We start from the raw sequence: 17,555 nt of genomic DNA on the forward strand, positions 1-17,555 counted from the left end.
CATCAAACGTGTCTGTGCTTTCTCAACTCGCGGAATCGGACTTCCCGACTGCCCCGAATTTTCTTGAAAGCCAGTGATCAACCGACCATGGGCCGCTGCCGGCCCCCAGCAACTCGCCAAGGAGCAGCGCTACGCCGAAGTACATCGCGCCGTAGCCCCAATCGCCGTGCGGCACGATTACGCCGTTCACGACCTCGCGCAGCCAGGCGAATGAGTTCGCAGCATTGGCCACCGCCCGCACGGCAAAGATCGCCACAACCGGATATCCCGCCAGCCTTACGCCCAATCCCGCGATGAAACTCATTCCGGCGAGGATCTCAACCGCGCGAAGGATCATGCCGGTGGCAACCGCACCGAAAGACAATGCGGATGTGTCAGCGTGCCAGAACGCGAAGAGTTGCTGGATGCTCCCATCGATGGGACAAAGCAGCAGCACGCCGATCGCGAGCCGGGTCGGCACAACCCATTGCTGCCCTTCCGTGCTGACTGCGGCGAGCCATCTGGATCTGGCCAGAAACCCCATGCTTGCCTCCGTATCGTGTAACCATTCGGGCGGGTTCGGGACCCCTGTGGGTCATCCGTGTCAGGTCAGCCTTCGGGCAGGCAACGCCGCTTGCATTCTCTGCGCCGCGTTGTCCCAGTTGATGAGGCTAAAAAGCTGATTGACGTATTCGTTACGCCGGTTCTGGTACTTCAGGTAATACGCGTGCTCGAAAACGTCGAGGATGAGGATGGGCTGGATGCCCCAGGCGGTCAGTTTCTGATGGTTCTCGCACTGCAGGATCATCAGCTTGCCGGTGGCAGGATGGTGGCCAACGACGCCCCATCCAGAAGCTTCTATGGCGATCGTTGCCGCAACCAGCTGGCCCTTGAACTTCGCGTACGAACCGAAATCCCGGTCAATTGCCCTGGCGAGCTCGCCCTTCGGCTCACCGCCCTTACCCGAAATGCTGGTCCAGTAAATCGTGTGCAGGATGTGGCTGGATAGCTGGAACGCGAGCTCTTTCTGGTAGTACTTCACCAGCGAGAAGTCGTTTGAATCCCGCGCTTTCGCCAAGCCGTCTTCAGCCTTGTTTGCGGCAACCACCGCTGGCTTGTGATGAAAGTTGTAGTGCAGTTCGATGGTGCGCGCGTCGATGACCGGTTCAAGCGCGTCGTAGGCGAATGGCAACGGTGCAGCGACATACTTGCCGTTCGCATCGGTGAGCTTGTCGGTGTAACCGGTGTCTTCTGCGGCACGTACCGTTTGTGCCTGGGCCAGCATGATTCCCGCGCCAGCGGCGGCGGTGTTCTGCAGGAAGATTCGACGTGTTGCCATGATTGCGTTCCTCGTAGATTGCACGCATGCGCGTGCCGTCAGATGACGTGCGAATGGATGAGCGGATAGACAACCAGACCGAACAGGGCCGCCGCGATGACGATGACCGGCTCCTGCAACTTCCTGAATCGCCACAGCAGCAGGACGGTGACGAGCGCGAGCACAATAGTGGGCCAGTCGACGATGGACCTGCGCGCGATGACGATCACGGAGCCGGTGATGGCACCCACGGCGGCAGCCGTGATGCCGTCGACGAACGCCTTGACGCCAGGCAACCTGCCGTATTTCTTGAAGTACGGCGCGGGCAGCACCGTGAACAGATAGCAGGGGATGAAAGTGCCGAGTGCGGCGACGGTAGCGCCCGAAAATCCCGCAACCAGATAACCGATGAAACCGACCGTGATCACGACCGGCCCCGGCGTGATCATCGCGACGGCCACCGCGTCCACGAACTGCTTGTCGTTGAGCCAGTGATGTTCGGTTACGACGCCGCCGTAGAGGAACGGCACGATAGCGAGTCCCGAGCCGAACACGAAGGCGCCCGCCTTCGTGAAGAACAGGCCGATCTGGCCGAGCAGTGGCAGATCAAGACCACTGAGGACACCGCTCATGACCGGCACCTGCGTCACTGCGAGCGCATTCAGTCCGCCCTTGCTGAGCCATTTCGGCGGAGCACGCCAGAACCAGTTGAGCAGGCCCCCCGCGATAAACAGCCACGCGATTTCGGATTGAGTGACCACGGTCACGACCGCGACCGTCAGGTAGATCGCTAACAGGAGCCTGTTCTTGCCGACGGTCTTCGTGGTCAGCTTGTACGCGCTCATCGCGATGATCCCGACCACCGCCGCGCCCACGCCGTAGAAGACCGCCTGCATCCAGGAAAGCCCGCCGAACTGGGCGTAGGCCCAGCCCAGCGCGACGACCATCAGGAACGACGGCAGGACGAAGGCGATACCGGCCAGCGTTGCACCGACGATGCGGTAGTGCACATAGCCGAGATAGATGCCGAGCTGTGCGGCGAGAGGCCCCGGCATCATCTGGGCGAGCGCCAGCCCCTCCTTGTAGTCCGCTTCGCTGATCCAGCCCCGGCGCTCGACCAGGTCACGGTGCATGTAGCCGACCAGCGCCACCGGTCCGCCAAACCCGAAGGTGCCAAGGCGCAGCATGTAAAGGATCATCTGGCCAAGGCTGTAACCCGGCGCGGTCGTCGTGGTGGAGGTCATGAACGGCTCCCTGCGTTGTTGTTTTTCGTGCCCGTCGCAAAGTGCGCGTAGATCGAATCCAGCACGCGGCCGATTTCGTCGAGAAGCTGATCGTCGTCGGACGCACGTTGACGCGCACCGGCCATCACCGCTTCGAAGCCGATCGCCTCGGGTACTGATGCTCCGCCGACATCGAGCGCGTGCACCATTTCGCCGAGCCTCAGCAGCGCTGCGTCTTCTTCGAGGCCAAAGCTCGCGACCAATACCTCAAACGTCACGCGCTCGCCCACATGCGTAAAAGCTGCGCCATCGAAGTCGAATCCCAACGCATCGGGCGGGCACGCGTCGGGAGATGGAAGCCAGACGAAGCGCGCCTGCGGATCAATGAAGCGGCGGATCAGCCACGCGCTGGCGACGCGATCGACCCACAGGCGCTGACGCGTCGCCCATGTCCGGCGCTGGTACTCGTCGCGGCTCAGACGCCGGATCGACCCTTCGGCCCGGTGCGGCTCGCCGGGCGACAGGACGGTATCCACGAGCGCCACAAATTCCTGCCAGGCGACGTCGGCGCGCGTGGCGGCGTCGTTGGGGAAATAGTCAATCGCGCGGATCGTCTCGTGATCCTTTCGCAAGCGTCGCAGGAGCCTGGTCAGGTCAGCGGCGGACTGCCCCGAAATCGTCTTGCGCGCGTCTGCGAGCGTGCGGATGAAGTTCGCGTAGTCGTCGCTGCGATCAAAAAGCGTCCGGAACTCGGCGTCCTGCGACGCGTCCAGGCTTGGCGCGCGTAGCAGGTGTGCCGCGCCTCCGCTCTCGATGATGCCGTTCGCCACGTCGCGCAGACCGTCTTCGCGCTCGTCGGTGTAGGGCAACAGGTAGATGCCGTCGCGCAGGACGGCGCATCCCTTCGCTTTCAGCGCGCGCCAGGCCCGCATGCGCGCGGTCGCGTTCTCCGTGGGGAGCGTCAGAACCAGAATGGACCAGGTTGATAGAGGTGTCATGTCGCGTAAACTACAACATAGTAGCTCACTCTACAAGTTAACTTTTTGTATCGCGCAATGCGTTGCGCAGCAGGGCGCATCCAACGCCTGGCTGTTCATTCCCAGCGCCATTTTGCTCGGCGCACTGCATGGCCTCGAACCCGGCCACTCGAAGACCATGATGGCGGCGTTCATCGTTGCGATCCGCGGGACCGTTGGACAGGCTGTCCTGCCTGGGCTGTCGGCGACGCTGTCGCACACGGCCGTGGTATGGGCCGTTGCGCTGGTGGGCGTGTATCTCGGGCGTAACTGGAATCCCGAGGCGAGTGAGCCGTATTTCCAGGTTGCCTCCGCCGTGCTGATCGTCGGCGTCGCGGCATGGATGATCGGGCCGACGTGGCGACAGCAAAAGGCGGCGCACGATCATGACCACGAGCATGATCACCACCATCATGGCGAAAGCAGGCACATCGATACCGGCCACGGCGTGGTGCGGCTCGACGTGTTCGAGGACGGTGTGCCGCCGCGCTTTCGCCTGTACCACGAGGGCACGCGCGGCCACCAATGGGCCGCTGATCAGGTGCGCATCGAGACCGAGCGTGCGGATGGCAGTCGCCAGACCTTCCCTTTCGTGCAGCGTGATGGCTTTGTGGAGTCAGTGCAGGAGCACGCGCACAAGCATCACCACGACGAGCATCATCAACACGAGCACGATTTTCCGTACGACGGGGATGAGCCGCATACTCATCCGCATGCTCACCTGCCCATCACGCATTCGCACGCGCACTATCCGGACATCCATCATCGACACCAGCACTAGTCGAGGAGATGTTGCGTGATGAAGCTGGAGCGCATATGGAATTTGGTCGCGGCAGTCGCGGCGGTTTTAACGGTGACCGCCCTGGGAGCCGCGTACTCCATGATCTACGCGAACGCCGACTGATCATACGCCGGCCGTATCACCGTCGTGTCTCCGGCAGCGAGCTCCGCCAGGCAAAGTACCAGACTGGTTCCGGAGAATCGTTGATTGTTATATCCAGTCTTGCGTGTCGGAAAATGTCTACTGAAAAGCATTCGAACAGACAGTGGTTGGAGACTAACGGAAAACAGCAATGGGTCGGCTACGGCCGGGCGCGTCGGGCGGCAGTCGGCCGGGGGCTTACTGAACGGCGCAGCTATTGCCGTCGTCCTGATGTGTCGTGGATCGACGGGCGGGATGGATATCGTCTGCGTGGTGCTGTCTCGCAGGTACCCGCGTTTTAGCATTGGCCAATTTTCGCTTCTCCTGAATACATTGGTGATCGCGATTTCCGGGGTTTTTCCTGGATGGGCAAGTATGTTGGCCACCCTGATCGCGATATTCCTGGCGGGAAAGGGAGTTGATCGGGTTATGCAATTGGGCAGTCGCTGGCAGCGTGGTTTGTAACAGCGAGGACGCGAAAGAAAATAAACTCGTCACTTGACGCACCCCTGGGCGCGATGGTGGGTTATCGCGGGAGACAACTGCGCGCGGATAGGGCGTGGCGGGAGGTGAATTTTTCCACGGTTTCTGTGAATGCACTCCGGCTTGCAAAGGAGACGTTCAGACGCCTGATGACAGACGCGGGTCTGTGGGTGCCCCGCCGGCAGCACCCGCCGAAGGTCTACCAGCCACGCGCGCGGCGTGCGTGTCCAGGCGAGCGCGCACGGCAACTCGGCGGCTTCGTGCTGATCGATAGCACTCCGGACGGTCAACGCCGCCCGCCGGCGGCCGCTATCAAATACCCGGCATGATCGGATAAGGTTCCGTATGGTCTTCGACGCCCTTCACGCCGGGGATACTCTCAGCCGCCACACGAACCGCGTCTACTGACTCCACCGAGTGAAACACGCCCCATAGATGGATCACGCCGTCGCTGACCACTATGTTGCGTCCCGCGAATGCCCACTTGTGGCCGGCCAGTTCGCCCATCAACATCGCACGAATCTCCCTGTCCGTGACCGCGGCGCCGCCCTCGCCCGCAGGCTCCTCCGCAAGACTGGCCAAAGCCTGGATCAGGTTGGCCCGGCTGACGATGCCGCTCAGCTTGCCCGCCCTCGTCACCGGCACACGTTTGATACGCTGCGTTTCGAGGAGCGTGGCGACTTCGCTGATCGGGGTGTCTTCGTCCACGGAAACGACTTCGCGCGACATCACGTCCTCGACTTTCATTCCATGCGACTTGATATAGTCGCGGGCGTCGTCGCTCGCGGAAAACAGGTCGAGCCATGACGCACGCCTGCGCTTGTCGGTGCCGAGCTCAACGCGTCGAAGCAGATCGCCTTCGCTGATTATGCCGACGATATCGCCGGCCGCGTCGACCACCGGCGCGCCGCTGATTCTCTTCTCCACGAAAATTCTCGCGACTTCGCGCACGCTCAGATCGGGCCTGACGGATACAACGTTACTGGTCATTACGTCGAATGCTCGCATGGCAAGTCTCCTGACTGTTGCGTTGAGTGTCGTCTGTCGCCTGAACCGACAAGGTCTTCGACATCTTGAGCTGCACCCACACCATCCCTTCGCGCAGCCCGGCGAGGACTGCCTCGCGTTCGCTCGGAAAAATGGTGTCGTGCCTGAACTCGTGCGTGAAGACGCCTTCCGCGGTGGTGTGGCTGAGCTGGATCGAGCAGTCGAAACCGCCCGGCGCAGGGTGCGTCACGACCGATACCGACCAGTGACCGTCGCAAACTTTTCCGGAAAGCGTCATGAGTTCCTCCTGATCTTTCACCAGATGAAGTGACGCGCACCGCACGCAAAGGCGCCCCGGCCGCGCGCCGCCAGTTAGCCCACGGTCAGATTGTCGACGACCGCATGCACACCGGGCGCCGCCCACGCGGCCCCGCGCGCAGCTGAGCGCTCCGCAGCTGAATCGACCCTGCCCGTCAACGTCACGGTGCCGTCGTGCACCTTGATCGCGATATGCCTTGCTTCGCGGTCCGCGTGACGCTGCAGTGCCTGGCTGATCTGCTCGCCGATATCCTGCGCGGCCGCTGCGCCGCCGATACCGATCATGTCCGTTACGCCCGTCACGCCGCGCATATGCGAAACGGTGCGGGTCGCGACATGGCTTTGATAGGCGCTATCGACTTCGCCGCTTAATGTCACCCAGCCTTTTTCGACCTGCACCTTCAGGGACGCTTCGCTCAACCCGACGGTCCAGTGCAGAATCGTGCGCACGGCCCGGGCGATGTCTTCGTCGGTGCGTACATCAGTATGATGCAGGCGCACATTCATTTCCACCACCACGGCTTGCACGCCCGCGACGCGTTGCGCCGCTTTCTCCGCCGCGATCTTTTCGGCGTAGCTGACCGGGTGGCCGGACAGCGTGACGACACGGTCGCACACTTCGACGCCGATATCCGTGATGCTGACTGCCGGATCCCACGCCAGCTCGTCTTCGACCTGGCGCTTCAATTCCATGTCGGACTTCATGGCCTGCTCCTCGATGGCATGCAAGGATTGCAGCTGCGCCGGGACGTGCAGCCGTGCGCCCGGCGCCGCGTCAATCAGCTGATCGTCAGGCGTTTGCGCTCGGAGGCCGCTTTCTTGGGCAGCGTCAGCGAGAGCACGCCGTCCTTGTACTGCGCGGCCGCGGTGGTTTCGTCGATCTCGCTCTGAAGCGAGAACGAACGGCTAACGGCGCCCGAATAGCGTTCGCGGCGAACCACCCGTTCGCCATCCTTCAGTTCCTGCTTACGCTCGACCTTGGCGCTGATCGATACGAGATTGCCGTCGATCTTTACGTCGATATCGTTTTTCTCGACGCCAGGCAGTTCAGCTTTGACCGTGTACTGGGTATCGCTTTCCGTCACATCGATCTTGATGTCGGCGAGCGGCGCCTCCCCCCCTGCGCCACCGCGCAGCGGGCGGAACAGGCCCTGAAAGAGATCCGACATGGGTTCGATTGCAAACGGGTCAAAACGGGTCAGGTTGCTCATTGTGTCACTCCTTGAATCATCCATGAACGTCATGGATACGGGACAGCGTTGAGTGGCATGGCGCGGGCGCGCATGCGTCTCGGCTGAAGGTGTCGCCAGCGACGGTTTTACGTCTTCGAACGCAAAGCGGTTGATCGAAACGACCTTCCCATACGAGCGACTTTAGGCTGGCTCCCGGCGCACCGATTGACATGTATCAAGCGATCTTCATCAGCCGCCGCCTGGCCGAATGAATGACCTCCGTCAACCGCCGCGCATCCCCCACACGAGTCGAAATTAGTCACGTCGGCTTCGTACGCATGAAAGCGGCGACCGGCGCCCCGGTGCTGCATCAGCGATGTGGCGACGTGATCGTTGCACTCCGAATGCGACATGGCGACGCCCATGCCGGCGTCGTGAAGACGCCGGCTATTGGCGGCGCCGAGTCCGCCATGTCACCGGTGATGAAGGCAACGCGCCTGGTTGACATGTTGTTCTCCCGCTCGCGCGCAGCGGCGTGCGGTCGCGAGCGCGGCGCCGCCCCGAACACGGCGCGCCTGTCGGGACGATGCTCAGGCGTCGGCGGCGCTTTCCCGAACCAGCAGCACGGGGCACGGCGAATGCCGCACGAAACGTTCGGCGACGCTGCCGAGCACCATGCGTCGCATGCCGTGCCGGCCATGTGTGCCCATCACCACCAGATCCACGGCGCGCCGCTCGGCACAGCGGACGATGCAGCTCGCGATGTCTTCGGCAATGCCCTGGGTTTCGATGATTTCCGAATCGCCGGCCACGTCGAGCGCTTTCATTTTCGCGAGCGCGTCGTCCAGCAGGCTTCGTCCGGCCTCGCGCGCGGCCTCGGTCAACAGATGCGGGTCGCACGCGCCCGCGTAGGTGAAGGCCGCCGACTGGTCGATCGCATACACCGCCGTCAACTTCGCCCGGGCGAGCTTCGCCATGCGGATCGCCTCATCAAGCGCGCATTTCGCCGCTTCGCTGCCATCCACGGCAACCAGAATGTTCTCGTACATGACTGTCTCCTTGTCGAGCATTAAAAAACGATGCCGTCGCAGCACTCGCTGCAATGATCAGGACCGGGTACGCGCCGGATTGAGCGCCAGTTGCTGTTCGGCGCAATCGAATGCCGCCTGGACCGCCACTTCCGCGTTGGCGTCGAGGCAATGTCTGATCGGCACGAGCTCGCCGCTGCGCATGATCAGGTCCAGCCGGGCGTCGAACATGGGAGCGCGTGGCTCGCCCGGCGCCGCATTGGCCCGGTAGTCAGGGAGCGCGGCCCGGATGGATTCGATCGCCAGGTGACAGCCCGCGATGGACTGGCTGAAACGCTCCAGGCGCACCAGTTGCGAAGCGGCTTCGGCTTCGATGTGCGACGTCCCGGCAAAGCCGAGATAGACGATTTGCATGCCGACTCCCATCTGCTCTCTCCCAGGCCTTCCGCGGTTTCGCGCGGGTTCCGTAGCGAAGTCGCCCGCCGCGGTCGCATGGCTGAGCGAATGAGCCGCGAACGGCGGGGATGATTGGATCATCGTCGAGAACGGCGCGAGCCGCTTGACGTGCGTCAAGCATTGAGCGGACTCGACTTTTCCTGATCGCAGCAAGAGGCTGTTCATGGCGCGCCGTCCGCGTCACGCGTGCACGCCAGCGGATCGCGCTTGCCCGTGCTATTTTTCAGGCCGGTCCCCGGCGCCCGGGCAATCCAACCGCCACACTTCAACGCCCGGAAATCCGTTTCGACCGCGCGTATCAGCACGAACCAGTACGAATCAGCACATCCATTCGAACTCGCTGGACCACGCCAGGTGCCGTTTGAGTGCGCCGACAAAGTCTGCCAGCTCGGCATGCACGCCCTGGTGCGCCGCGGCCGCGGTGATCCTGCATTCGGCGACGGCCGGCTTGCCCGCCAGTACGCTCATCTCGCGAAGCGCGGCAGCGGCGCCGTGTCCGCCGCAACTGCAAAAGAACGCCACCTGAGGCAGCCGCGCACGGTTCTCGATGAGATACGAGCGCACCGGCGCCGATACCGAACCGGCCCACACCGGCGAGCCGATCACGACGAGGTCGTACGCCGACACGCTCAGGCCGGCCGGGACGATTTCAGTGGGTCGCTTGCGGATCGCATCGACCAGCGAACGCAGGTAGCCGCCCGGCCCTTCGCGGTTGCTGCGGTCGCAGATTTCCTCGAGATCGGCGGCCAGCATCTTTGCAATCGCCGACGCAAGCAGGCGCGTGGTCCCGGTGCGTGAGAAATAGACGACAAGAACTTTCGCTTCGGACATTTCAGCCTCCGTACCGAACGCACGCTGTGGTGGACGGATAGTTGGGGTTCGCACTGCATGTCACGAGCATAGGGGCGGCCGGGCGAGTTCTCATGATCCATATCAAGCAACGAACCTGGCCGTTGTTACGGCTCATCGCGAGTTCGCTGCATGCGTCCAAACGCTTCGCCGACGCGCTGTGCAATACCGTCGGGCCGCACGTATCTGCGTGACGGAGCGCGAGAGGGCCGCCGCACGGCGCGGCGCACCACCATCCTGACGGTGAACGGCGTTCGCGCAGAAGCGAACCCGCGTATTCCAGGCGCCGACATCGCGACGGTCATCGCGCGGCACGGCATCCGTGTCGAAGTCAGGGACGTCGAAGCCGGTGCAGGCGCGTCGGTTGGCGACACGCTGTTATCGGAAGCCGCCGGGCTCGATGCCGACCTGCTCGTAATGGGCGCCTACGGCCATGCCCGCTGGCAGGAACTGGTGATGGGCGGCGCAACCCGCACGGTGCTCCAGTCGATGACCGTGCCGGTGCTGATGTCGCACTGATTCGAGCCGGGTTCGCGATGTGACGGTTTTCAGGGCGCGTCTTTTTGTCCGCGCTCCGCGTGCCGAACCTGCACGGTCAAAGCCGTCAAAGACCTGGCGGAATCTCGTCCAGATCCCGCTCGCGCCGAACCAGCAGGACCGGCACCTCGGTGCGCCGCAAGACGGCTTCTGCGACACTGCCGAGCAGCAAGCGCCCTATCCCGTGCCGGCCATGCGTGCCCATCACGACGAGATCAGCTTCGCATTCGTCGGCGATGCGGCAGAGCACGCCCGCGATGTCCTCGCCGTACGCGTCGACGATTCGCGTCAGGCCGCGCACGCCGCGCTGCTCGAACAGCGCGCGAGCGTCCTCCAGTGTGGCCATGGCGGCGTCGGCCGACGCCGTCGTGCGCATCTGCTGATCGAGCAGGCCGGTGCCGATGTCGACCATCTGCGCACCCTGTTCGGCGACGAATACCGCGTCACGGTCGACTGCGCCGCCTCCGCGATTTTCAGCGCTTCCTGAAGGGCGAGTTGCGCGGCCTGGCTATCGTCGATTGCTACGAGAATCCGCTTGTACATGACATGCTCCTGGAGCTTGACGCATCACTAACGGCTGCCGGCGAAATGCGCCCGGGAGTTCAGTCTGCGGTTCAAGCCCGAAATACGCTTGATGCGGATCAAGCCCCGGGCGCCTCGCATCGACCACGTTTCGTTCAGACAGCGCTCTGCTCGCCATCCACCGCGACTACTGGCATGATCCATGCGGATCGCGCAGAATAAACAACGCAGCAGGTTCTGCCGCCCATCGCCAAGGCTGAACGCAACGAACTGAATCTGAAAGACGCCGTGGCACTCGTGATCCAATGGGCACCGGCCATCGGTCGGCGTCGTGAGTTATCCGTCATTCATAGAGGCGCGCATGCCCCTTCGCGATAAAACGCCCCTCGCGTCCGGATCGTCATCGCGGGCGCGAGTCGCGACCTATGTGCGACACCCTGTGTTCGTCGGCACGCTGGCCTTTGTCGTCGCATTTGTGTTGGCGCTTGGCGTATGGCGCTGGCTGGCGGACCGGTCTCTGCGCGACGCCTCCGTCAGCGAAAACAGCTTGTTCGCGGCAAGCATCGCCGCCGCATGCCTGTTCGCCGTCGTAGCCTTTCTGATGGCCCGCGCACGCGGCCTCTCCACCGCCACGAGCGCGGCGCACAGCCAGTCGAGCGTCAACGAGGCACGCATGATGGCGATCATCCGTTCGTCGATGGAAGCCATCATCACCGTCGATGAACGGCAGAATATCGTCATCTTCAACCCGATGGCCGAACATGTATTCGGCTGCAGCGCGGCAGACGCGCTTGGCACTTCGCTATCGCGCTTCATTCCCGAGCGTTTTCGCGCGGCGCACGAGCGGCATGTCGACCAGTTCGGCGTCACGGGCGTGTCCGAGCGCCAGATGGGCAAACAGCAGCGCGTGCTATTCGGGCTGCGCAGCACGGGCGAAGAGTTTCCGATCGAAGCGTCGATTTCCCAGGTGTCCGACGGCGACAGCAAGCTGTACACCGTCATGTTGCGCGACATCACGGAGCGGGTCAAAGCGGAGAACGCGCAACGCAAATCGCGCGAGGAGTTGCGCGAACTGTCCGCCAATCTGCAGAAGGTTCGCGAGGACGAAAAAACCCGCATTGCTCGCGAATTGCACGACGACCTCGGGCAGCAGTTGACCGCGCTGAAAATGGACCTTTCCTCGGTCGAGCAGGCGCTTGAAGCCACCGCCGAGCCCGGGATTCTGCGGCGACTCAGCGGCATGCGACGGTTGATCGATGCGACGGTCGCGTCGGTGCGCCGGATCGCGGCTGATCTGCGCCCGGTCATGCTCGACGATCTGGGCCTGATCCCGGCCATCGAATGGCTCGCGAACGACTTTACGAACCGCTATGGCATCGAGGTGAAACGCGACATCGAAGTCGGCGACACGCGCTTCACGCCGGCAGGCGCAACCACACTATTCCGGATCGTGCAGGAGGCGCTCACCAATGTCGCCCGCCACGCGGAAGCCACGGTCGTTACGCTGACGGTGCGCGTCGAAGAGGACACCTGCATCGTGCAAGTGGCGGACAATGGTCATGGCGCGAGCCGTTCCGGTGCGCCCGCCGAAAAATCGTTCGGCCTGCTCGGGATCCGCGAACGTGCGCACATGTTAGGCGGCACGGTTGAAATACATACGTCCAGCGGCAAGGGTTTTGCGCTGACCGTCACGTTCCCCGCAGCGGCCGTGCAACGGCAGGAGACGCTAACATGATTCGCGTGCTGATAGCCGACGATCACGCGCTGGTGCGCGATGGTCTGCGACATATTCTGCAAAACGCAAGCGGTTTCGAAGTGGTTGGAGAAGCCTGCGACAGCGCCACTACGATCGCGCTGGTTCGCTCGCATCCGGCTGAGGTGCTGGTGCTGGATCTGTCGATGCCGGGGCGCAACGGCGTCGAGCTGATCCGACAGGTCAAGGACGAACTGCCGGCGCTGCGCATTCTCGTGCTCACCATGCATGCGGAGCAGCAGTACGCCGTGCGGGCTTTCAAGGCCGGCGCATCGGGTTATCTCACCAAGGAAAGCGCCAGCGCGGAACTGGTCTCCGCAGTGACCAAGGTTGCCTCCGGCGGCGTCTATGTCAGTCTCGCAATGGCCGAACGCTTTGCGCAAAGCCTCAACGAGCCCACCGACACGCTGCCCCACCAGCGCCTGTCCGACCGCGAATTCGACGTGTTCCGGCGCATCGCCGCAGGACAGACCCTCACGCAAATCGCTGCCGAGTTGTGTGTCAGCAGCAAGACGGTCAGCACCTATAAAACCCGCATTCTCGAGAAAATGCAGATGCCGCACGAAGCCGCTCTGGTGCGCTATGCGGTGCGCCACAAACTGCTCGCGGACGACGACGAGATCTAGCTCACCCAAGTGCGCCTGCCGCCGGGCGCGCCGATCGTTGCCTCCATCGCCGCGCTCGCGGCTGCTTCGCCATCCCTCAATGCGTGTAGGAAATTCCCTACACGATGTCGTGTTTGCCTACCTGAAGCTCGTTCCCGGCCGATTTAATTTTGAGATAACGCGGCCGATACTTTGAGCCATGGACTCAAGCCTGTCACGACCAGCCCTGCGCGTGTTCCTCGTCGAGGACGCGATTTCGATCAGGACACGGATGGCCGCGCGTTTGGGTTCAGGCAGGCGTGCCTTGCCCATGGTGCGCGGTACTTCTTCGACAAGACCAGCGAATTCGACCTTACATCCAGCACCATCCAGCGAATCGCCCGCGGGCGTTGCGCACGTGGCCTCTCTTATCCCGGAGCACACCATGTCTGACGTTGCCGAATATCCCGAAGCTCGAACCATCGCGCAGATCCCGCTGCACGCGCTGCAAGACACCGGATTCGCGACGACCCAGCCAAAGCGCGCCGGCGCCAACTGCTCAACCTGCGCGATGTACCCTTTCTGCCTGCCGGAAGGCCTGACGCCGGCGGAGACTGAGCGGATCGAGTCGATGATCTGCCCTTCCCGCACGATTAAAAATGGCGAGTCCCTGTTCCGCGCGGGCGATTCGTTCCAAAGCATCTATGCGGTTCGCGCGGGTTCGTTCAAGACGGTCGTCATGCATCGCGACGGCCGTGAGCAGGTCACCGGCTTTCATCTGGCCGGCGATGTGCTGGGCCTCGACGGCATCTGTTCAGGCAGCCATAGCTGCGACGCGCTCGCCATCGAGGACAGCAAGGTCTGCATCATCCCGTTCCATCCGCTCGAAACGATGTGCCGCGACGTCAAGGCGGTTCAGCAGCATGTGCACCGGCTGATGGGCGGCGAGATCGTGCGCGAGGCGACCCTGATGCTGCTGCTCGGCACGATGTCCGCCGACCAGCGGGTCGCGACGTTCCTGCTGAACCTGTCCAGCAAGCTCAAGTCGCGCGGCTACTCGCCGGCCGAATTTCATCTGCGTATGACACGGGAGGAGATCGGCAGCTACCTCGGTCTGAAACTCGAAACCGTCAGCCGCATGCTGTCGAAGTTCCAGAAGGACGGTCTGCTCAATACGCATGGCAAGCAGATCAGAATCCTCGATATGGAAGCTCTCGCCCGCGTGTAGCCGCGCGCCATCGCGGCCGTTGAGTCAAGCTTGTATTGTCGGGCAACTGATGGCGGACCCCGCTGCAGGTGAACAGCGGCACCTCGAACGAGGTGTGCTCGGGCAGCGTGATTAGCCGCCTTTTTCCGCCGTTGCGATGTGTCGGCGGGACAGCAATGTGCTAGCGGATCGACAGCACTGCCGCCCCGGTCAGCCTGCCGCAGCGTAGATCGTCGAGTGCCTGATTGGCGTCGCCCAAAGCATAGGTTGTCGTTTCGATCCGCAGCCGGGTCCGCGCGGCGACCTGCATGAACGCGGCGCCATCCTCACGCGTCAGATTCGCAACCGACACCACGCGCCGTTCGCCCCACAGAAACGCGTACGGAAACGACGGGATGTCACTCATGTGAATGCCTCCGCAAACCACAGTCCCGCCTTTCGCCACGGCCTTGAGCGCGAGCGGCACCAGCGCGCCGACCGGCGCGAACAGCAACGCCGCGTCCAGTTCGTCGGGCGGCGGCACGTCGCTGTCGCCGGCCCACGTGGCGCCGAGCCGACGCGCGAACTGCTGGCCGACGCTGTCGCCTGGCCGGGTGAAGGCATAGACCTGCCTGCCCTCGTGACACGCAATCTGCGCGACGAGATGGGCTGCCGCGCCGAACCCGTAAATGCCGACGCGCCGCGCATCGCCGGCCATGCTGAGCGTGCGGTAGCCGATCAGTCCAGCGCAGAGTAGCGGCGCAGTTTCGACGTCGGAATATTGCGGCGGCAAATGAAAACAATAGCGGCTGTTAGCGACAGTGTGCTCGGCGTAGCCGCCGTCGAGGGTATAACCGGTGAAGCCTGGGTCGTCGCACAGGTTTTCGCGCGCGCTTGCGCAATAGCGGCAGTGGCCGCAGGTGTGCCCGAGCCACGGCACGCCGACACGGTCGCCGACCGCGAATCCCGCGACGCCCGCTCCGAGTGCCGCAACCGTGCCGACAATTTCATGGCCCGGAATCACCGGCTGTTTCGGATCCGGCAGTTCGTGATCGATCAGGTGCAGGTCGGTGCGGCACACGCCGCACGCATGAATATCGATCAGCAACTGCCCCGCGCCAGGCTGCGGATCGGGCACCTGCATGTCGCGCAGCTGCGAACTGCTACCGTCGAACACCATTGCGCGCATTTCGACCTCCTCTCGCGAAGCCATGCGGCTGGCGAGATCCACGCCAGGGCGGCTGCGCCGTGCAACTTACCGTAATAAGACCACCAGGCGGCCACCATGACCTGATTTGAGTCAAGCGCGCCAGACGGCGGTCTGACACGATGATCCGACGCGGCACAGCCGACCCGGCGCGATCTGGATCGCCGCTGCGCCACGACTGATCCGCATCGGCCGTGGCGGCGCGACGCCGAGCCGCAGTCTGCTTACCGAAGTGACGTCCTGGCGCGGCGCCACCCAGGGGCCGACGGCGGGCCGGCCGCACAGCTTCAATCGCAGAAGCGGAAGTAGCCGCTGTGCATCATGACCGGCTTCGCGCCCACTTCATTCAGCAGGTCTCGCGCGGCTTCCTCGATGGGCAGCCGGTGTGCGTCGAATGCTTCGATCAGATCGTCTTCACGCAACGACGGCGCGCCGAAATGATCTTCCAGCGCTTCCGCGGTAATGGCGCACTGCACGCGCGTACCGTCGACCTCCGCCGGAAAGACGATCACGAGATCGCGCGCGCAGTATTCGGGACGTTCCTGTGGGAAATGGATAGTCATGGCGGCTGCCCGTAAGAGTGCGTGGCGTCGAACCGCGCCGTGGGACGAGCGGCGCAGAAAACGGGAGTGCGGCCACGCCTGGCACTCCGATGTGATCAACATAGGCGCGCTTGACACGTCGCCAAACGGGCGGCGGCAATCATGCTTGACGCAGGTCAATCGAGCGACGAGGCAGAGACCGAACCACGGACCGCTTCGCCGTCGTGAAAGCCGGTTGATATGCGTCAACTACCGCATCACACCCGACCGTACACTGAACCGGAACCTCTCGTGGAGTGTGTCCCGTGAATGCCTCGTCCGCGCATCTTGCCGCCGCTAGCGCGCTGCTGTTGTCGCTGACGGCAAGCGCCGCGGCGCTCGCACAGTCCGAGCCGGCCGCGCTCGTCGATCAACACCACTGCATGTTCTGCCATACCCGCGATGCGCCATTTCTTGCGCCTTCGTTCCAACAGATCGCGCAGCGCTATCGCAACGTGCCGGATGCACAGCTGGTGCTCGAGCAAAAGCTGCGGGTCGGCGGCACGGCTCATTGGGGCGACATGGCCATGCCGCTGCCGCCCGATCGCGGCGGACCGCTCACACCCGAGGACGCCCATACGTTGATCCGCTGGGTTTTGAGTCAATGAAGCAACTGGCTGCTTACTGCGAACCGACCCGGTACACCCGCTACAAACGGAGAAAATCATGCGACTGACTATACACCTCGATGCGTTCGACCGTGCCAATCCGATGGCATTTGCCATCCTGTGGCTCGATCGGGAAACGCGCCAATGGTCGCGCGAAGGGCATATGGGCCTCGACCTGCCCGAGTGGGGCACGTTGCACGTCGACTGCGGCAACGCGCTGGTGTGCGGGCCGAACGACCCGGTGCCCTGCCGCGTGCTCGAAGGACTCGATCTGAACACCGCCGACGGCCCGTTCGAAGGCGAGACCGGCCGCGCGCAATGGTGCGCCAACGAGGCCAGAACGCTGATGACGGGTCATTGGCACATCCAATGTGTCGATAACGATTCCGTCGAGCCGGAACACAGCATCTTTGCCGGTGAAGAGACCCCCTGAACCCTATCGAAACCGTCACCGCAATCAGGTGCGACGGGGGGACTGACCGCGGATCGGCATGGTCAGCGCGGTGTCACGCCGATTGCGGGAGTTCGTTCAAAGGCGTCACGGCATCGAGATCGTCGATCAGACGCAGCGCGGATTCGTAGAAATCCGAGAGAACGCGCAGCCCGTTGGAGATTGACACTTGCAAGAAGATGGCTCCTTCTGGCATGGTGGGCCATCCCATCACGATGCGAGTTGCTCACGGCCGCAAGGAAGTTGTTGAAGGTTCCGACTTTGAAGAATGATATGAACGCCTCCCACCCGTGAGCGGTGGAAGCGAAGAAGGAAGGTGGACCCTCACGGGCCGACGGCATCAAAGTGCCCAAGGTGGAAGATCATGCAGATCTT

Annotated in this window: 20 protein-coding genes and 3 pseudogenes; 8 read left to right on the plus strand and 15 right to left on the minus strand. The window is 63.1% G+C overall.

Translation table 11 applies throughout. The features are described 5' to 3' along the window. Positions 1-22 precede the first annotated feature (22 nt). From HV744_RS15020 to HV744_RS15035, 4 genes are all read right to left on the minus strand, one after another. Entirely contained in the window at positions 23-523 is a 501-nt protein-coding gene (locus HV744_RS15020; protein ID WP_175150265.1) for a hypothetical protein, read from the minus strand. Between the two features lie 60 nt (positions 524-583). Further along, positions 584-1,264 (minus strand): superoxide dismutase, encoded by a 681-nt coding sequence (locus HV744_RS15025; RefSeq protein WP_175150266.1) that lies wholly within the window; start codon positions 1,262-1,264, stop codon positions 584-586. 92 nt (positions 1,265-1,356) lie between these two features. Next, complete coding sequence (locus HV744_RS15030) at positions 1,357-2,541, minus strand: chromate transporter (protein ID WP_175150267.1); 1,185 nt, start codon at positions 2,539-2,541, stop codon at positions 1,357-1,359. Beyond that, positions 2,538-3,518 (minus strand): chromate resistance protein ChrB domain-containing protein, encoded by a 981-nt coding sequence (locus HV744_RS15035; RefSeq protein WP_175150268.1) that lies wholly within the window; start codon positions 3,516-3,518, stop codon positions 2,538-2,540. Before HV744_RS15035 ends, HV744_RS15030 begins: the two co-directional genes overlap by 4 nt. Positions 3,519-3,567: 49 nt before the next feature. Between HV744_RS15035 and HV744_RS15040 the strand changes: the two genes are divergently transcribed. Together HV744_RS15040 and HV744_RS38470 are read left to right on the plus strand one after the other, a co-directional pair. Next, complete coding sequence (locus tag HV744_RS15040; RefSeq protein ID WP_425497725.1) at positions 3,568-4,317, plus strand: HoxN/HupN/NixA family nickel/cobalt transporter; 750 nt, start codon at positions 3,568-3,570, stop codon at positions 4,315-4,317. A 222-nt stretch (positions 4,318-4,539) separates the two neighbouring features. Next, positions 4,540-4,923 carry a YitT family protein gene (locus HV744_RS38470; RefSeq protein WP_425497726.1) on the plus strand — a complete coding sequence of 128 codons (384 nt, stop codon included), beginning with the start codon at positions 4,540-4,542 and terminating at the stop codon, positions 4,921-4,923. Positions 4,924-5,253: 330 nt separating this feature from the next. Here the strand turns inward: HV744_RS38470 and HV744_RS15050 are convergent, their stop codons facing one another. The 8 genes and pseudogenes from HV744_RS15050 to HV744_RS15080 all read right to left on the minus strand — a co-directional run bounded on the left by HV744_RS15050 (position 5,254) and on the right by HV744_RS15080 (position 9,733). Continuing rightward, complete coding sequence (locus tag HV744_RS15050; protein WP_175150270.1) at positions 5,254-5,949, minus strand: CBS domain-containing protein; 696 nt, start codon at positions 5,947-5,949, stop codon at positions 5,254-5,256. Next, positions 5,921-6,226 carry a UDP-glucose 4-epimerase gene (locus HV744_RS15055; RefSeq protein ID WP_246279051.1) on the minus strand — a complete coding sequence of 102 codons (306 nt, stop codon included), beginning with the start codon at positions 6,224-6,226 and terminating at the stop codon, positions 5,921-5,923. Before HV744_RS15055 ends, HV744_RS15050 begins: the two co-directional genes overlap by 29 nt. A gap of 74 nt (positions 6,227-6,300) precedes the next feature. Beyond that, positions 6,301-6,951, minus strand: coding sequence for a BON domain-containing protein (locus HV744_RS15060; protein WP_175150271.1), 651 nt, complete (start codon positions 6,949-6,951; stop codon positions 6,301-6,303). Positions 6,952-7,025: 74 nt separating this feature from the next. After that, on the minus strand, positions 7,026-7,457 hold the full coding sequence (locus tag HV744_RS15065) for an Hsp20/alpha crystallin family protein (protein WP_175150272.1): 432 nt from the start codon (positions 7,455-7,457) through the stop codon (positions 7,026-7,028). 251 nt (positions 7,458-7,708) lie between these two features. Then, a pseudogene (locus tag HV744_RS37295) lies at positions 7,709-7,926 on the minus strand (SDR family NAD(P)-dependent oxidoreductase); the annotation flags it as partial. 82 nt (positions 7,927-8,008) lie between these two features. Beyond that, positions 8,009-8,467 (minus strand): universal stress protein, encoded by a 459-nt coding sequence (locus HV744_RS15070; RefSeq protein ID WP_175150273.1) that lies wholly within the window; start codon positions 8,465-8,467, stop codon positions 8,009-8,011. 57 nt (positions 8,468-8,524) lie between these two features. Further along, entirely contained in the window at positions 8,525-8,872 is a 348-nt protein-coding gene (locus HV744_RS15075; RefSeq protein ID WP_175150274.1) for a hypothetical protein, read from the minus strand. Between the two features lie 348 nt (positions 8,873-9,220). Further along, on the minus strand, positions 9,221-9,733 hold the full coding sequence (locus HV744_RS15080) for a flavodoxin family protein (RefSeq protein ID WP_175150275.1): 513 nt from the start codon (positions 9,731-9,733) through the stop codon (positions 9,221-9,223). Between the two features lie 210 nt (positions 9,734-9,943). Here HV744_RS15080 and HV744_RS15085 point away from each other — a divergent pair. Continuing rightward, a pseudogene (locus tag HV744_RS15085) lies at positions 9,944-10,270 on the plus strand (universal stress protein); the annotation flags it as partial. Positions 10,271-10,355: 85 nt separating this feature from the next. Here HV744_RS15085 and HV744_RS15090 read toward each other — a convergent pair. Further along, positions 10,356-10,831: pseudogene (locus HV744_RS15090) on the minus strand (universal stress protein). Positions 10,832-11,171: 340 nt separating this feature from the next. On the opposite strand from HV744_RS15090, the gene HV744_RS15095 reads away from it, so the two are divergent. The 3 genes from HV744_RS15095 to fnr all read left to right on the plus strand — a co-directional run bounded on the left by HV744_RS15095 (position 11,172) and on the right by fnr (position 14,375). Continuing rightward, positions 11,172-12,545 carry a PAS domain-containing sensor histidine kinase gene (locus HV744_RS15095; protein ID WP_175150276.1) on the plus strand — a complete coding sequence of 458 codons (1,374 nt, stop codon included), beginning with the start codon at positions 11,172-11,174 and terminating at the stop codon, positions 12,543-12,545. Then, positions 12,542-13,189 (plus strand): response regulator, encoded by a 648-nt coding sequence (locus HV744_RS15100; protein ID WP_175150277.1) that lies wholly within the window; start codon positions 12,542-12,544, stop codon positions 13,187-13,189. The genes HV744_RS15095 and HV744_RS15100 overlap by 4 nt, the downstream gene beginning before the upstream one ends. 403 nt (positions 13,190-13,592) lie before the next feature. Beyond that, entirely contained in the window at positions 13,593-14,375 is a 783-nt protein-coding gene (gene fnr, locus HV744_RS15105) for a fumarate/nitrate reduction transcriptional regulator Fnr (protein WP_175150278.1), read from the plus strand. A 160-nt stretch (positions 14,376-14,535) separates the two neighbouring features. Here fnr and HV744_RS15110 read toward each other — a convergent pair whose 3' ends face one another. Both HV744_RS15110 and HV744_RS15115 read right to left on the minus strand, forming a co-directional pair. Next, positions 14,536-15,522 (minus strand): zinc-dependent alcohol dehydrogenase family protein, encoded by a 987-nt coding sequence (locus HV744_RS15110; protein WP_175150279.1) that lies wholly within the window; start codon positions 15,520-15,522, stop codon positions 14,536-14,538. 305 nt (positions 15,523-15,827) lie between these two features. Next, positions 15,828-16,103, minus strand: coding sequence for a DUF1488 family protein (locus HV744_RS15115; RefSeq protein ID WP_175150280.1), 276 nt, complete (start codon positions 16,101-16,103; stop codon positions 15,828-15,830). Between the two features lie 284 nt (positions 16,104-16,387). Between HV744_RS15115 and HV744_RS15120 the strand changes: the two genes are divergently transcribed. Both HV744_RS15120 and HV744_RS15125 read left to right on the plus strand, forming a co-directional pair. Continuing rightward, a complete protein-coding gene (locus tag HV744_RS15120) occupies positions 16,388-16,729 on the plus strand; it encodes a c-type cytochrome (RefSeq protein WP_425497721.1) in 342 nt (113 codons plus the stop codon). A gap of 58 nt (positions 16,730-16,787) precedes the next feature. After that, on the plus strand, positions 16,788-17,162 hold the full coding sequence (locus HV744_RS15125) for a DUF3564 domain-containing protein (RefSeq protein WP_175150281.1): 375 nt from the start codon (positions 16,788-16,790) through the stop codon (positions 17,160-17,162). Positions 17,163-17,555 lie beyond the last annotated feature (393 nt).

The sequence above is a fragment of the Paraburkholderia ultramafica genome (assembly GCF_902859915.1).
GTDB classification, from domain to species: Bacteria; Pseudomonadota; Gammaproteobacteria; order Burkholderiales; family Burkholderiaceae; genus Paraburkholderia; species Paraburkholderia ultramafica.